Here is a 14,108-nt window from a genome sequence, read left to right as displayed (position 1 = left end):
TGGGTGGGCGGGGCTCGCGGGGATTATAGGAACAACAGCGTGGCATCAGCTACCGCAAATCCAGTGCGGGAGGGGGCAGGCCTCCCACAGGGTAAGCTGTGTTTTGTCAGATCGCGACAGGCACGCGGCTGGTGTGCCAGATCAGCACCTTGCTGACCCGGTTGTCCTCGGTCTCGAGGATCTCCAGGCGGTACCGGCCGATCTTCAGGCATACCGCGCAATCCGGAATGGTCTCCAGTGCTTCGGTCACCAGGCCGTTGAGGGTCTTGGGGCCGTCGCTGGGCAGGTGCCAGGTCAGGCTCTTGTTCAGGTCGCGGATCGAGGCGGCGCCGTCAATGATGTAGCGGCCATCGGTCTGGGCCTCGATATGCGGGTTGTCCGAGCTTTGCTCGTTCTCGAACTCGCCGACAATTTCTTCGAGGATATCTTCCAGGGTGACGATGCCCATCACTTCGCCGTACTCATCCACCACCATGCCCAGACGCCGCTGTTGTTTGTGGAAGTTCAGCAACTGGAGTTGCAGTGGCGTGCTTTCCGGGACGAAGTAGGGTTCGTGGCAGGCGCTCAGCAAGCCGTCTTTGGTGAGGCGGGCATCGGGCAGCAGGTGCTGGATCTGCCGGGTATTGAGCACGGCTTCGACCTGGTTGATGTCGCTGTGAAACACCGGCAGTCGGGTGCGCAGGGTATTGCGCAGTTGCTCGATGATCTCGTCGATCGAATCATCCAGGTTGATGCCGTCCACTTCACTGCGCGGCACCAGGATGTCATTCACCGTGATGTTGTCCAGCGCATGGATACCGGGCATGCCAGGCGTGCGGTCTTCATCGGTGTCGGCTTGCGGCTCGTCGTCATGATCGGGCAGTGGGTCATCGCTGTGTTTCACCACGCCGGGTTTGCGCGCAAACGGGCGCAATAGCAGCAAGCTCAAGGCATTGAGCAGCCAGGCCAGGGGGTAGAGGAGTTTCAACGGCAGGCCCAGCAGCACATTGCCAAACCCCAGCACCGCCTGAGGGTGGCGGGTGGCCAGGGCGCGGGGCAGGTAGTCGGCCAGCACCAGCAGCAGGGCGCTGGAGATCGCCCAGCCCAGCCAGGGGCCGTTTTGCGCCCACGCATAAATCGCCAGCAGGGTGCAGAGAATCACCACCACGCCCCGGCACAGGGTGTTGCACAGGATCAGGCTGTTGCGCGGGAAGTTCAGGCGTGCGGCCGCCTTGTCACCCTGGCGCGTGCCGGGACGCAGGGCCAGCAGGTGCTGCTGGGCGGCTTCGATGGCGGTAAACAGCGCCGCCCATAACACCAGCAGGGCGATTACCGCGAGCATCGGCCCCAGGGGCAAGTTGTCCATGTGTGCTGCCCGTCAGATATGCAGGATGTATTCGCGAACCAGCTTGCTGCCGAAATAGGCCAGCATCAGCAGGCAGAAACCGGCCAGGGTCCAGCGGATTGCCTTGTGCCCGCGCCAGCCGAGGCGGTTGCGGCCCCACAGCAGCACGCTGAACACCACCCAGGCCAGGCACGCCAGCAGGGTTTTGTGCACCAGGTGCTGGGCAAACAGGTTCTCGACGAACAGCCAGCCGGAAATCAGCGACAGCGACAGGAGCGTCCAGCCGGCCCACAGAAACCCGAACAGCAAGCTTTCCATGGTTTGCAGCGGCGGGAAGTTCTTGATCAGGCCAGAAGGGTGTTTATGTTTGAGCTGGTGGTCCTGCAGCAGCAGGAGCAGGGCCTGGAACACCGCGATGGTGAACATGCCGTAGGCGAGGATCGACAGCAGGATATGCGACAGGATGCCCGGCTCTTCATCGATCACCTGCACCGTGCCGGTGGGGGCGAACTGCGCCAGTAGCACCGTGAGCACGCCCAGCGGGAAGAGCAGCACCAGCAGGTTTTCCACCGGGATGCGCGTGCAGGCGATCAGCGTCAGGCCGATCACGGCCGCCGCGATCAGGCTGGCGGCGCTGAAAAAATCCAGGCCCAGGCCGATCGGCGTCATCAGGTGGGTAAACAGGCTGGCGACGTGCGCCACCAGGGCGAGGCCGCCAAGGCCTGCGAGCAGGCGTTTGTCGGCCTTGACGCATTTGGCCAGGCGGGTGCCCTGGTAGAGGGTCGCAGCGGCATACAGGATGGCGGCGGCGAGGCTGGGTAGCAAACTGGGTGACAAGGGAAGCATAAATCCTGAAAGGAAAGCCCGAAAGGCGCTGAGTTTGGCATACACAGACGTTGCACGAAAGACTCCCGGGCCAGACAGCGGGTGTGCATGGGCGCAGTCTTCGCTATAATCCGCGACCTGCCCACGCCGCAGGCTCGCCGAGCGCTGTTTTTAATAGCGATTTACCACAGCCTGGGCCGTCATTACCTCGGTCTACCAAAGCATTTCGATGAATGGGGCCTGAAAGGATCGCGCATGTTTGAAAACCTGACTGACCGTCTCTCGCAGACGCTGCGCCACGTTACCGGCAAGGCCAAGCTGACCGAGGACAATATTAAAGACACCCTGCGCGAAGTGCGCATGGCGTTGCTGGAAGCCGACGTCGCCCTGCCGGTGGTCAAGGACTTCGTCAACTCGGTCAAGGAGCGTGCGGTCGGCACTGAGGTGTCGCGCAGCCTGACCCCGGGCCAGGCGTTCGTGAAGATCGTCCAGGCCGAACTCGAAAGCCTGATGGGCGCCGCCAACGAAGACCTGAACCTCAGCGCCGTGCCGCCGGCCGTCGTGCTGATGGCCGGTCTGCAGGGCGCGGGTAAAACCACCACGGCCGGCAAACTGGCGCGCTTTCTTAAAGAGCGCAAGAAGAAGTCGGTAATGGTGGTGTCGGCTGACGTTTACCGTCCGGCCGCCATCAAGCAGCTGGAAATGCTCGCGGGCGAAGTGGGCGTGACCTTCTTCCCGTCGGACCTGAGCCAGAAGCCGGTCGACATTGCCAACGCAGCTATTAAAGAAGCCAAACTGAAGTTCATCGACGTGGTCATCGTCGACACCGCCGGTCGCCTGCACATCGACGAAGAGATGATGGGCGAGATCAAGGCGCTGCATGCCGCGATCAATCCGGTCGAGACGCTGTTCGTGGTCGACGCCATGACCGGCCAGGATGCGGCCAACACCGCCAAGGCCTTCGGCGACGCGCTGCCGCTGACCGGCGTGATCCTGACCAAGGTCGACGGCGATGCCCGTGGCGGTGCCGCGCTGTCGGTGCGTGCCATCACCGGCAAGCCGATCAAGTTCATCGGTATGGGCGAGAAGAGCGAAGCGCTCGAGCCGTTCCACCCTGAGCGTATCGCTTCGCGCATCCTCGGCATGGGCGACGTGCTCAGCCTGATCGAGCAGGCCGAAGCCACCCTCGACAAGGACAAGGCCGACAAGCTGGCCAAAAAGCTGAAGAAGGGCAAGGGCTTCGACCTCGAAGACTTCCGCGACCAGCTGCAGCAGATGAAGAACATGGGCGGCCTCGGTGGCCTGATGGACAAGCTGCCGAACATCGGCGGTGTGAACCTGGCGCAGATGGGCAATGCCCAGGGCGCGGCAGAGAAGCAGTTCAAGCAGATGGAAGCCATCATCAATTCCATGACCCCGGCCGAGCGCCGCGACCCTGAGCTGATCAGCGGTTCGCGCAAGCGTCGGATCGCCATGGGCTCCGGCACTCAGGTGCAGGACATCGGTCGCTTGATCAAGCAGCACAAGCAGATGCAGAAGATGATGAAGAAATTCTCCGCCAAGGGCGGAATGGCCAAGATGATGCGCGGCATGGGCGGTATGTTGCCCGGCGGCGGCATGCCGAAAATGTAAAGTATTCGAGCGCAGGCACAGCGTGCGCTCCGACCCACAGGGATGTGGGATCTCCAGCAAACCCGCCGTTGGCGGGGGCTGACTCGCCGTTTTTAACGACGGCTCTATAGCAGATCTGAATGGCACGCGGGCAGGCGCCGGAAAAAGACATTTGCAAAAGTCCGGATATTCCTTAGAATATGCGGCCTTTCGGGCACCTATGCCCGCTGTGCATTTAGATTTGCAGCACCGACTACAGGAACGATGTTCACATGCTAACAATCCGTCTTGCCCTTGGCGGCTCCAAAAAGCGCCCGTTTTACCACTTGACCGTAACCGACAGCCGCAACCCGCGCGACGGTTCGCACAAGGAACAGGTTGGTTTCTTCAACCCGATCGCTCGTGGTCAAGAAGTTCGTCTGTCCGTGAACCAAGAGCGCGTAGCCTACTGGCTGAGCGTGGGTGCACAGCCATCCGAGCGCGTTGCAAAGTTGTTGAAGGACTCGGCTAAGGCCGCAGCCTGAGCAATATGAACGCGACGCCAACTGTTGCTGATGATTTGATCGTTATCGGCAAGATTTACTCTGTTCATGGCGTTCGCGGCGAAGTGAAGGTGTATTCCTTTACTGATCCGACTGAAAACCTGTTGCAGTACAAGACCTGGACGCTCAAGCGCGAAGGTAGTGTGAAACAGGTCGAGCTGGTCAGTGGACGCGGGAGCGACAAGTTCCTGGTCGCAAAGCTCAAGGGTCTTGATGATCGTGAAGAAGCTCGTCTTCTGGCCGGTTATGAGATCTGCGTGCCGCGCAACCTGTTCCCTGAATTGACCGACGGCGAGTACTACTGGTACCAGCTGGAAGGTCTGAAGGTTATTGATCAACTGGGGCAATTGCTCGGGAAAATCGATCATCTTCTGGAAACCGGCGCCAATGATGTAATGGTGGTCAAGCCTTGCGCTGGCAGCCTGGATGATCGCGAACGGCTGTTGCCCTATACCGGGCACTGCGTGTTGGCCGTCGACCTTGCCGCAGGCGAGATGAAGGTGGAATGGGATGCGGACTTCTAGGCGTGGCTAATTTGCGCATTGAAGTGATCAGTTTGTTTCCCGAGATGTTTTCCGCCATCAGCGAGTACGGCATCACCAGTCGGGCGGTGAAACAGGGGCTGTTGCAGCTCACCTGTTGGAACCCGCGAGACTACACGACGGATCGGCATCACACTGTGGACGACCGCCCATTTGGCGGTGGCCCGGGCATGGTGATGAAGATCAAGCCCCTGGAAGACGCACTGGTTCAGGCCAAGGCAGCTGCAGGGGAGAAGGCGAAGGTAATTTACCTGTCCCCTCAAGGCCGTCAGCTGAAACAGGCTGGGGTCCGCGAACTGGCGAATGAGGAAGCATTGATCCTGATTGCCGGTCGCTATGAAGGCATTGACGAGCGTTTTATTGACGCTCATGTCGATGAAGAGTGGTCGATTGGGGACTATGTCCTGTCTGGCGGTGAGCTGCCGGCGATGGTCCTGATAGATGCGGTTACACGGCTGCTGCCTGGAGCTTTAGGGCATGCGGACTCCGCGGAGGAAGATTCCTTCACGGATGGTTTGCTGGATTGCCCGCACTACACCCGCCCGGAGGTGTATGCGGATCAGCGTGTTCCCGACGTGTTGCTAAGTGGCAATCACGCACACATCCGGCGTTGGCGTTTACAGCAGTCCCTTGGTAGGACCTATGAACGACGCGCCGATCTTCTGGATAGCCGCTCGCTTTCTGGAGAAGAGAAGAAGCTGCTCGAGGAATACATCCTCGCGCGGGACGATAGTTAAACGTATCGATGGTAGGTCCATTGACTTACCTTAGGAGCACAGCATGACTAACAAAATCATCCTTGCACTCGAAGCAGAGCAGATGACCAAAGAGATCCCTACCTTTGCCCCGGGCGACACCATTGTCGTTCAGGTGAAAGTGAAGGAAGGCGACCGTTCGCGTCTGCAAGCGTTCGAAGGCGTGGTAATCGCCAAGCGTAACCGTGGTGTGAACAGTGCTTTCACTGTTCGTAAAATCTCCAACGGTGTTGGCGTAGAGCGTACTTTCCAGACCTACAGCCCGCAGATCGACAGCATGGCCGTCAAGCGTCGCGGTGACGTACGTAAAGCCAAGCTGTACTACCTGCGTGACCTGTCCGGTAAAGCAGCTCGCATCAAGGAAAAACTGGCTTAAGTCCAGCGTTCCGATGCAGAAAAAAGCAGCCTTCGGGCTGCTTTTTTGTGCGCGGGATTTGTTGACTGGCCCAAAGCCGAGTTGCAGCTATCGCGGGCAAGCCAGCGCCCACATGTTGATGTGTAAACATATTCAAGTGTGGGAGCTGGCTTGCCTGCGATAGGATCTACCCGACACCACCGCCACCAGCCTGAGCCCCCATGCCCGCCATCGACCACCCTCTGATCGACCGCTTCCTCGACGCCCTCTGGCTGGAAAAAGGCCTGTCGGACAACACTCGCCAGGCCTACCGCAGCGACCTGGCCTTGTTCAACGGCTGGCTGCAGGAAAAGCAACTCGAACTGATCAACGCTGGTCGCGAGCTGATTCTCGATCACCTCGCCTGGCGCCTGGAGCAGCATTACAAGCCGCGTTCCACCGCACGATTTCTCTCGGGCGTGCGTGGCTTTTACCGTTATTTGCTGCGGGAAAAGCTCATCGCCCTCGACCCGACCCTGCAGATCGACATGCCGCAACTGGGCAGGCCATTGCCCAAATCGCTGTCGGAGGCCGACGTCGACGCTTTGCTCGCCGCCCCCGACCTGAGCGAAGCCATCGGCCAGCGTGACCGGGCCATGCTGGAGGTGCTCTACGCGTGCGGCCTGCGGGTGACCGAGTTGATCAGCCTGACCCTGGAGCAGGTCAACCTGCGCCAGGGCGTGTTGCGGGTAATGGGCAAGGGCAGCAAGGAGCGGCTGGTGCCCATGGGCGAGGAGGCGATTGTGTGGGTGGAGCGCTACATGCGCGATGCGCGCCATGAACTGCTCGGCGGGCGTCCCAGCGATGTGCTGTTCCCCAGCCAGCGCGGTGAGCAGATGACGCGACAGACCTTCTGGCATCGGATCAAGCACCAGGCCAAAGTCGCCGGGATCGGCAAGGCCCTGTCGCCGCACACCTTGCGCCATGCTTTTGCTACCCACTTGCTCAATCACGGCGCCGATTTAAGGGTGGTGCAAATGCTGCTCGGCCACAGCGACTTGTCCACCACCCAGATCTACACCCACGTTGCGCGGGCACGCCTGCAGGATATGCATGCCAGGCACCACCCGAGGGGCTGAAAACGCCCAATTTATGCCGCCACGGGCTGCCCTGCGGCCCAACTGTGGTAGGCTTTGCCGGTTAGCAAAGGCGACGGTCCACCCCCCGAGTTTCCAATCGGCATAACTGTACCGTCCCTGCATCTGCCCCTCAGGAGTTTCCATGCGCTTGATCCAGATTATTGCCGCCGCAGCCATTGCGTTGGTTTCCAGCGTTGCCTTCGCCGATGACGCCGCCGAGCAGGCCATTCGCAAGAGCCTGGCCAACCTGCAGCTCGACACACCCATCGAAAGCATCGGCGCCAGCCCCATGGCCGGCCTGTATGAAGTCAAGCTCAAGGGCAGTCGCGTGCTGTACGCCAGTGCCGACGGCCAGTACGTCGTCCAGGGCTACCTGTTCCAGCTCAAGGACGGCAAACCGGTCAACCTGACCGAGAAAGCCGAACGCCTGGGCGTGTCCAGGTTGATCAACGGCATTCCGGTGGCTGAGACCGTCGTGTACCCGGCGATCGGCGAGACCAAGACCCACATCACCGTGTTCACCGATACCACCTGCCCTTACTGCCACAAGCTGCACGCCGAAGTGCCGGCGCTGAACAAGCTGGGTGTGGAAGTGCGTTACGTCGCCTTCCCGCGTCAGGGCCTGGGTTCGCCGGGTGACGAGCAGTTGCAGGCGGTATGGTGCTCGGCCGACAAGAAAGCTGCCATGGACAAGATGGTCGATGGCAAGGAAATCAAGGCCGCCAAATGCGCCAACCCGGTTTCCAGGCAGTTTGCCCTCGGTCAGTCCATCGGCGTGAACGGTACACCGGCCATCGTTTTGGCTGACGGTCAGGTGATTCCGGGCTACCAGCCGGCACCACAAGTTGCCAAACTGGCTTTGAATGCCAAATAAACCCGCATCGTCGATGCTTCGACGATCAGGGCTCGCCGCCAAACCTGCGGGCCACTAATTGAAAGCCGCAGTTGTGCGGCTGTTTTCCACGGCCGACCTAGCGTCGGCCGTTTCATGGGGAGTTCTTCAGTGAAACCGGTCAAAGTAGGCATTTGTGGGTTAGGGACCGTCGGTGGCGGTACCTTCAACGTACTTCAGCGCAATGCTGAGGAAATTTCCCGCCGTGCAGGTCGCGGGATTGAAGTGGCGCAGATTGCCACGCGTTCGCCAAAGCCTCAGTTCCAAACGACCGGTATTGCGATGACCAACGATGTCTTCGCCGTGGCCAGCAACCCTGAAATCGATATCGTCATCGAGCTGGTGGGCGGCTACACCGTGGCCCGCGAGCTGGTGCTCAAAGCCATCGAAAACGGCAAGCACGTGGTCACCGCCAACAAGGCGCTGATTGCCGTGCACGGCAACGAAATCTTCGCCAGGGCGCGGGAGAAGGGCGTGATCGTAGCGTTCGAAGCCGCCGTGGCCGGTGGCATCCCGGTGATCAAGGCGATCCGGGAAGGCCTGTCCGCCAACCGCATCAACTGGGTGGCGGGCATCATCAATGGCACCGGTAACTTCATCCTTACCGAGATGCGCGAGAAGGGCCGTACCTTTGAAGACGTGCTCGCCGAAGCCCAGGCCCTGGGTTACGCCGAAGCCGACCCTACCTTCGACGTGGAAGGCATCGACGCTGCCCACAAGCTGACCATCCTGGCCTCCATCGCCTTTGGTATCCCGCTGCAGTTCGACAAGGCCTACACCGAAGGCATCACCCAATTGACCACCGCCGACGTGAATTACGCCGAAGCCCTGGGCTACCGCATCAAGCACCTTGGCGTGGCGCGCAGCACCCCGGCAGGTATCGAGTTGCGTGTACACCCGACGCTGATCCCGGCTGATCGCCTGATCGCCAACGTCAACGGCGTGATGAACGCCGTGATGGTCAACGGCGACGCCGCTGGCTCCACCCTGTTCTACGGCGCCGGTGCTGGCATGGAGCCGACCGCTTCGTCGGTGATCGCCGACCTGGTGGATGTGGTTCGCGCCATGACCAGCGACCCGGAAAACCGCGTGCCGCACCTGGCCTTCCAGCCGGACTCGCTGTCGGCCCATCCGATCCTGCCGATCGAGGCGTGCGAAAGTGCCTACTATCTGCGTATCCAGGCCCAGGATCATCCGGGCGTGTTGGCCCAGGTCGCCAGCATCCTGTCGGAGCGCGGGATCAACATCGAGTCGATCATGCAGAAGGAAGTCGAGGAGCAGAACGGCCAGGTGCCGATGATCCTGCTGACCCACCGTGTGCTCGAACGGCATATCAACGAAGCCATCGCCGCCATGGAAGCCCTGCAAGGCGTGGTGGGGCCGGTGGTACGGATTCGTGTCGAACACTTGAATTAACCGATCTGTTCCAGGGGCCCCGTGAGCACGGCGGCCTCTGTTCGAGAATGTTGTAGAGGAGCCAGTCATGCGTTATATCAGCACCCGCGGCCAGGCACCGGCCCTGAACTTCGAAGACGTTTTACTGACAGGCCTCGCCACCGACGGCGGCCTGTACGTGCCGGAAAACCTGCCACGTTTCACCCAGGAAGAAATCGCTTCGTGGGTGGGCCTGCCATACCACGAGCTGGCGTTCCGGGTGATGCGCCCGTTCGTCACCGGTAGCATCCCGGATGCGGACTTCAAGAAGATCCTGGAAGAAACCTACGGCGTGTTTTCCCACAGTGCCATCGCACCGTTGCGCCAATTGGACGGCAACGAGTGGGTGCTTGAGCTGTTCCACGGTCCGACCCTGGCGTTCAAGGACTTTGCCCTGCAACTGTTGGGTCGTCTGCTTGATTACGTGCTGGCAAAGCGCGGCGAGCGCGTGGTGATCATGGGCGCCACCTCCGGTGACACCGGTTCGGCGGCCATCGAAGGCTGCAAGCACTGCGAGAACGTCGACATTTTCATCCTGCACCCGCATCAGCGTGTGTCGGAAGTACAGCGTCGGCAGATGACCACGATTTTTGGCGAGAACATCCACAACATCGCCATCGAAGGCAACTTCGATGACTGCCAGGAAATGGTCAAGAACAGCTTTGCTGACCAGAGTTTCCTCAAAGGTACGCGTCTGGTGGCGGTGAACTCGATCAACTGGGCGCGGATCATGGCCCAGATCGTCTACTACTTCCATGCCTCGCTGCAGCTGGGCGGGCCGGCGCGTTCGGTGTCGTTCTCGGTGCCGACCGGCAATTTCGGCGACATCTTCGCCGGCTATCTGGCGCGCAACATGGGCCTGCCGATCAACCAGTTGATCGTCGCCACCAACCGCAACGACATCCTGCACCGCTTCATGAGCGGCAACGGGTATGTGAAGGAAACCCTGCACGCCACGCTGTCACCGTCGATGGACATCATGGTCTCGTCGAACTTCGAGCGCCTGCTGTTCGATATGCACGGTCGCAACGGAGCTGCTATTGCCGACCTGATGAGCAACTTCAAGAGCGGTGGCGGTTTCAGCGTCGAGCAGGAGCGCTGGACCGAAACCCGCAAGCTGTTCGATTCCCTGGCCGTGGACGACGCGCAAACCTGCGAAACCATCGCTGAAGTCTATGCCCGGACCGGTGAACTGCTCGACCCGCACACTGCCATCGGCGTAAAGGCAGCGCGCGAATGCCGTCGCAGCCTGGATATTCCGATGGTGATCCTCGGCACCGCGCACCCGGTCAAATTCCCGGAAGCGGTGGAGAAGGCCAGCGTTGGCAAGGCGCTGGAGTTGCCCAAGCACATGGCCGACCTGTTTGAGCGTGAAGAGCGCTGCACAGTGCTGGCCAATGACCTGAAGGCAGTGCAGGCGTTTGTCAGCCAGCATGGCAATCGAGGCAAGCCTTTGTAAGGCATCCCGCGAGAATCGAAACGCCGCTTTCCCATCCCTGGGGCAGCGGCGTTTTTGTATGTGGCAGGCCCGGCAGTGTCCTGATTACATAAGCAGTTTGATCGCCACTCCGGTGATTGAAGCGATGGTTGCCACTACGGCCATCGCCACCCCCATGGGGTACCAGAACGTTTCACAGGTAATCTTCAGTGACTCGGACTTGAGCTTGTCTCGCTCTGCCTGCATGCGTGATATCTCGGCGTAGATACGCCTTATATCGGCATGCATCCTCTCCATTGTTGCCTGCTCCTCTTTGTTTTCCACCATCGTAATCATCCTTCGCAACAGGGGCCTTTGACATGCGCTCTTTTGCCCGGCAAAAACATCAGCGTCACGAGAATAGTTTCTGTGCCACTACTATTACCGTGCCAACAGCGGCGTAAAAGCCCGTCGCGATAGCCACTGGGTACCAGAACGTTTCACAGGTTATCTTCAAGGATTCCTTGTTGAGTTTGTTCTGCTCCGCGTTCATCCGGGCAATCTCGGCAAAAATGCGTGACACCTCCGCATGCATTCTGTCTGTTGAGTTCTGCTGTTCATTGGGTTCCACCGTCGTAATCATCCTTCGCAATCAGGGCCTTTTGACATGCGCTCAGTCGTGCAGCGCTCACCGAGTATAGGATTCACCTCCAGCCTCAACGCCCGGCAAACCCCAAAACAGCAGCCCATTGCGTAAGCAGGTATGTGCCGCCGTTTTTTACTTGTCATGTTGCGAGCGCATGCTGGTCTCGTCATCCCCCTGCAACCGTTGAAAGACGAAAAAGCGAACTTTCCTACGTCAGAACCAGTCACTTAGGATAGATGCAGCACCCGTTAAGACGATTGTTCCCGAACTATTGAGTGGTGATCGAGATGGAAAGTATCAGCCTATTGCTCGACGAAGCACTGAGCCCTTATCAGGTTACGCTGACCACCTCTGGTGTGCAGGGCGAGAGCCTGGTGACCGTGAAGAATCCTGCCGGCGCCATCGTGGTCGAGCGTGAAGTCGACCAGGTGCAATTGATGGATAAACGTTTGCTGGTGGATGTGGTGGATTGCCTGCTGCGCGACATCAAGATTGCCGAAGGGCGCCTGGAGCCCTCGGTCATCGCAGCCCTGCGCAGCGCGGCCCAGACACGTGGCGCCGTGCTGGCATGAAGAATTGTTTATTGATGGAAACTTCCCACAGCATGCTCGGTCAGATTTTGTAACAGCAAGAGCAAACATTGTGCTCCGGTGTTTGTGGCTTGTTGTACTGGTCATTGTAAGGCCACGTTTAACCCTGAAGTGTCTCCCCACGCTTCGGGGTTTCTTTTTGCCCGCGATTTGTCACGGCGTCAGATCGCGCCTTGTTCGCGCAGGCGAACAATCGCCGCCGCGTCATAGCCCAACTCGGTCAGCAACACGCCATTGTGCTCGCCCAATTGCGGCCCGACCCATTCGCAGCTGCCCGGCGTGTCCGAAAGCTTGGGCACGATGCCCGGCATCTTGAAGTCCTTGCCGCCCGGCAATTGGGCCTTGAGGAACATCTCCCGCGCGAGAAACTGCGGATCGCCGAGCATGTCTTCGGCACTGTAGATTCGGCTGGCGGGTACGTCGGCCTTGTTCAACTGCTCCACCACCTGCTCCAGCGGCAGGGAATTGACCCAACGATCAATCACGCCGTACAGCTCATCGCGACGGCTGTCACGCCCGTCATTGCTGGCCAGTTGCGGATCGTTCGCCAGGTCTTCACGGCCGATGGCCGACATGAAACGCTTGAAAATCGCGTCGCCGTTGGCGCCGATCTGCACGTGCTTGCCGTCGGCGCTGGTGTGGATCGAGGACGGTGTTATACCGGGCATGATGTTGCCGGTGCGCTCGCGGATAAACCCGAATACGTCGAATTCCGGGATCATGCTTTCCATCATGGCGAAGATGGCTTCATACAGCGCCACATCCACCACCTGGCCCAGCCCGCCATTGACCTCACGATGACGCAGCGCCATCAATGCGCCGATCACCGCCCACAGTGCGGCAATCGAATCGCCGATGGAGATGCCCGTGCGCACCGGCGGGCGGTCCTCGAAGCCGGTGATATAGCGCAGCCCGCCCATCGACTCGCCCACCGCGCCGAACCCTGGCTGGTCTTTCATCGGGCCGGTCTGGCCAAAGCCCGACAGGCGCACCATCACCAGTTTCGGGTTCAACGCATGCAGGGTTTCCCAGCCCAGGCCGAGCTTTTCCAGCACGCCGGGGCGGAAGTTTTCGATCAGGATGTCGGCGTCTGCCAGCAACTGCTTGAGAATCGCCAGGCCATCGGGATGCTTGAGGTTCAGCGTCAGCGACTTCTTGTTGCGCGCCTGCACGAACCACCACAGCGAAGTGCCTTCATACAGCTTGCGCCATTTGCGCAGCGGGTCGCCGCCGTCCGGTGACTCGACCTTGATCACTTCGGCACCGAACTCGGCGCAGATGCGCGAAGCAAACGGGCCGGCGATGAGGGTGCCGAGTTCGATGACTTTGAGGCCGGCAAGCGGCTTGGCATTAAACGACATAATGATCCTTGTCTGCGCTGGGCGGGGAGGGGATGTGATGCTTTTAACATAGGCGCGCCGCTCAGGGATAAGGATGATGCAGCGCAGGATTCGTTGAATGAGCGCTCCATCGGTTAGACTGGCCGCCTTTCCCTGTCTCTAGAAGCCCGTTCATGGCCCAGCCGTCCACGACCTACAAATTCGAACTCAACCTCACCGACCTTGATCGTTCGGTGTACGAGAGCGTCAAACAGACCATCGCCCGCCACCCTTCGGAAACCGAAGAGCGCATGACCGTACGCCTGCTGGCCTACGCCCTCTGGTACAACGAGCAACTGGCGTTCGGGCGCGGCCTGTCGGATGTGGACGAGCCCGCCCTGTGGGAAAAAAGCCTGGATGACCGTGTGTTGCACTGGATCGAAGTCGGCCAGCCGGATGCCGACCGTCTGACCTGGTGCTCGCGCCGAACCGAACGCACCAGCCTGCTGGCCTACGGCAGCCTGCGTGTGTGGGAAGGCAAGGTGGTCCCGGTGGCCAATAACCTGAAGAACGTGCACATCGCCGCCGTGCCCCAGGAAATCCTGGAGGTGTTGGCCAAGGACATGCCACGGGTGATCAAGTGGGACGTGATGATCAGTGAAGGCACCATTTTTGTCACCGACGACCGTGGTCAGCATGAAGTGCAATTGCAGTGGCTGGTTGGCGAGCGCGGTTGAA

At 60.1% G+C, this 14,108-nt stretch carries 16 protein-coding genes; 11 read left to right on the top strand and 5 right to left on the bottom strand.

The features are described 5' to 3' along the window. Nucleotides 1-106: 106 nt before the first annotated feature. The gene (locus tag JOE32_RS12330) at nucleotides 107-1,345 is read right to left on the bottom strand and encodes a transporter associated domain-containing protein (protein WP_209984447.1); all 1,239 of its coding nucleotides are present in this window, start codon (nucleotides 1,343-1,345) and stop codon (nucleotides 107-109) included. Between the two features lie 12 nt (nucleotides 1,346-1,357). Then, nucleotides 1,358-2,161 carry a cytochrome c biogenesis protein CcsA gene (gene ccsA / locus JOE32_RS12325; RefSeq protein WP_209984444.1) on the bottom strand — a complete coding sequence of 268 codons (804 nt, stop codon included), beginning with the start codon at nucleotides 2,159-2,161 and terminating at the stop codon, nucleotides 1,358-1,360. Between the two features lie 243 nt (nucleotides 2,162-2,404). Between ccsA and ffh the strand changes: the two genes are divergently transcribed. The 9 genes from ffh (at nucleotide 2,405) to thrC (ending at nucleotide 10,857) form a co-directional block, all read left to right on the top strand. Then, a complete protein-coding gene (ffh, locus tag JOE32_RS12320; protein ID WP_003193965.1) occupies nucleotides 2,405-3,781 on the top strand; it encodes a signal recognition particle protein in 1,377 nt (458 codons plus the stop codon). 251 nt (nucleotides 3,782-4,032) lie between these two features. Next, nucleotides 4,033-4,284 carry a 30S ribosomal protein S16 gene (gene rpsP / locus JOE32_RS12315; protein WP_003238923.1) on the top strand — a complete coding sequence of 84 codons (252 nt, stop codon included), beginning with the start codon at nucleotides 4,033-4,035 and terminating at the stop codon, nucleotides 4,282-4,284. Between the two features lie 5 nt (nucleotides 4,285-4,289). After that, complete coding sequence (gene rimM, locus JOE32_RS12310) at nucleotides 4,290-4,826, top strand: ribosome maturation factor RimM (protein WP_057007239.1); 537 nt, start codon at nucleotides 4,290-4,292, stop codon at nucleotides 4,824-4,826. Then, nucleotides 4,808-5,581 (top strand): tRNA (guanosine(37)-N1)-methyltransferase TrmD, encoded by a 774-nt coding sequence (gene trmD / locus JOE32_RS12305; RefSeq protein ID WP_209984441.1) that lies wholly within the window; start codon nucleotides 4,808-4,810, stop codon nucleotides 5,579-5,581. Before rimM ends, trmD begins: the two co-directional genes overlap by 19 nt. A gap of 43 nt (nucleotides 5,582-5,624) precedes the next feature. Next, the gene (gene rplS / locus JOE32_RS12300) at nucleotides 5,625-5,975 is read left to right on the top strand and encodes a 50S ribosomal protein L19 (protein ID WP_003175895.1); all 351 of its coding nucleotides are present in this window, start codon (nucleotides 5,625-5,627) and stop codon (nucleotides 5,973-5,975) included. A 200-nt stretch (nucleotides 5,976-6,175) separates the two neighbouring features. Then, complete coding sequence (gene xerD, locus JOE32_RS12295; protein ID WP_209984434.1) at nucleotides 6,176-7,072, top strand: site-specific tyrosine recombinase XerD; 897 nt, start codon at nucleotides 6,176-6,178, stop codon at nucleotides 7,070-7,072. A 142-nt stretch (nucleotides 7,073-7,214) separates the two neighbouring features. Next, nucleotides 7,215-7,946, top strand: a complete 732-nt coding sequence (locus tag JOE32_RS12290; RefSeq protein WP_209984432.1) for a thioredoxin fold domain-containing protein — start codon at nucleotides 7,215-7,217, stop codon at nucleotides 7,944-7,946. A gap of 129 nt (nucleotides 7,947-8,075) precedes the next feature. Next, entirely contained in the window at nucleotides 8,076-9,380 is a 1,305-nt protein-coding gene (locus JOE32_RS12285; protein WP_209984430.1) for a homoserine dehydrogenase, read from the top strand. Nucleotides 9,381-9,447: 67 nt separating this feature from the next. Further along, on the top strand, nucleotides 9,448-10,857 hold the full coding sequence (gene thrC, locus JOE32_RS12280) for a threonine synthase (RefSeq protein WP_209984428.1): 1,410 nt from the start codon (nucleotides 9,448-9,450) through the stop codon (nucleotides 10,855-10,857). An 84-nt stretch (nucleotides 10,858-10,941) separates the two neighbouring features. Here thrC and JOE32_RS12275 read toward each other — a convergent pair whose 3' ends face one another. Both JOE32_RS12275 and JOE32_RS12270 read right to left on the bottom strand, forming a co-directional pair. Further along, on the bottom strand, nucleotides 10,942-11,163 hold the full coding sequence (locus JOE32_RS12275; RefSeq protein ID WP_209984426.1) for a hypothetical protein: 222 nt from the start codon (nucleotides 11,161-11,163) through the stop codon (nucleotides 10,942-10,944). A 64-nt stretch (nucleotides 11,164-11,227) separates the two neighbouring features. Beyond that, the gene (locus JOE32_RS12270; RefSeq protein WP_209984424.1) at nucleotides 11,228-11,458 is read right to left on the bottom strand and encodes a hypothetical protein; all 231 of its coding nucleotides are present in this window, start codon (nucleotides 11,456-11,458) and stop codon (nucleotides 11,228-11,230) included. 290 nt (nucleotides 11,459-11,748) lie between these two features. Between JOE32_RS12270 and JOE32_RS12265 the strand changes: the two genes are divergently transcribed. Beyond that, on the top strand, nucleotides 11,749-12,033 hold the full coding sequence (locus JOE32_RS12265) for a DUF3509 domain-containing protein (protein WP_209984422.1): 285 nt from the start codon (nucleotides 11,749-11,751) through the stop codon (nucleotides 12,031-12,033). Between the two features lie 179 nt (nucleotides 12,034-12,212). Here the strand turns inward: JOE32_RS12265 and JOE32_RS12260 are convergent, their stop codons facing one another. Next, nucleotides 12,213-13,412, bottom strand: a complete 1,200-nt coding sequence (locus JOE32_RS12260) for a CaiB/BaiF CoA-transferase family protein (protein ID WP_209984420.1) — start codon at nucleotides 13,410-13,412, stop codon at nucleotides 12,213-12,215. A gap of 152 nt (nucleotides 13,413-13,564) precedes the next feature. Here JOE32_RS12260 and JOE32_RS12255 point away from each other — a divergent pair, with 152 nt between their 5' ends. Then, on the top strand, nucleotides 13,565-14,107 hold the full coding sequence (locus tag JOE32_RS12255; RefSeq protein ID WP_003238901.1) for a YaeQ family protein: 543 nt from the start codon (nucleotides 13,565-13,567) through the stop codon (nucleotides 14,105-14,107). Nucleotide 14,108: the final 1 nt, after the last annotated feature.

The sequence above is a fragment of the Pseudomonas sp. PvP025 genome (assembly GCF_017832155.1).
Taxonomy (GTDB): Bacteria; Pseudomonadota; Gammaproteobacteria; order Pseudomonadales; family Pseudomonadaceae; genus Aquipseudomonas.
The sequence above is the reverse complement of the archived record's forward strand: the minus strand, read 5'-3'. Positions and strand labels throughout refer to the sequence as shown.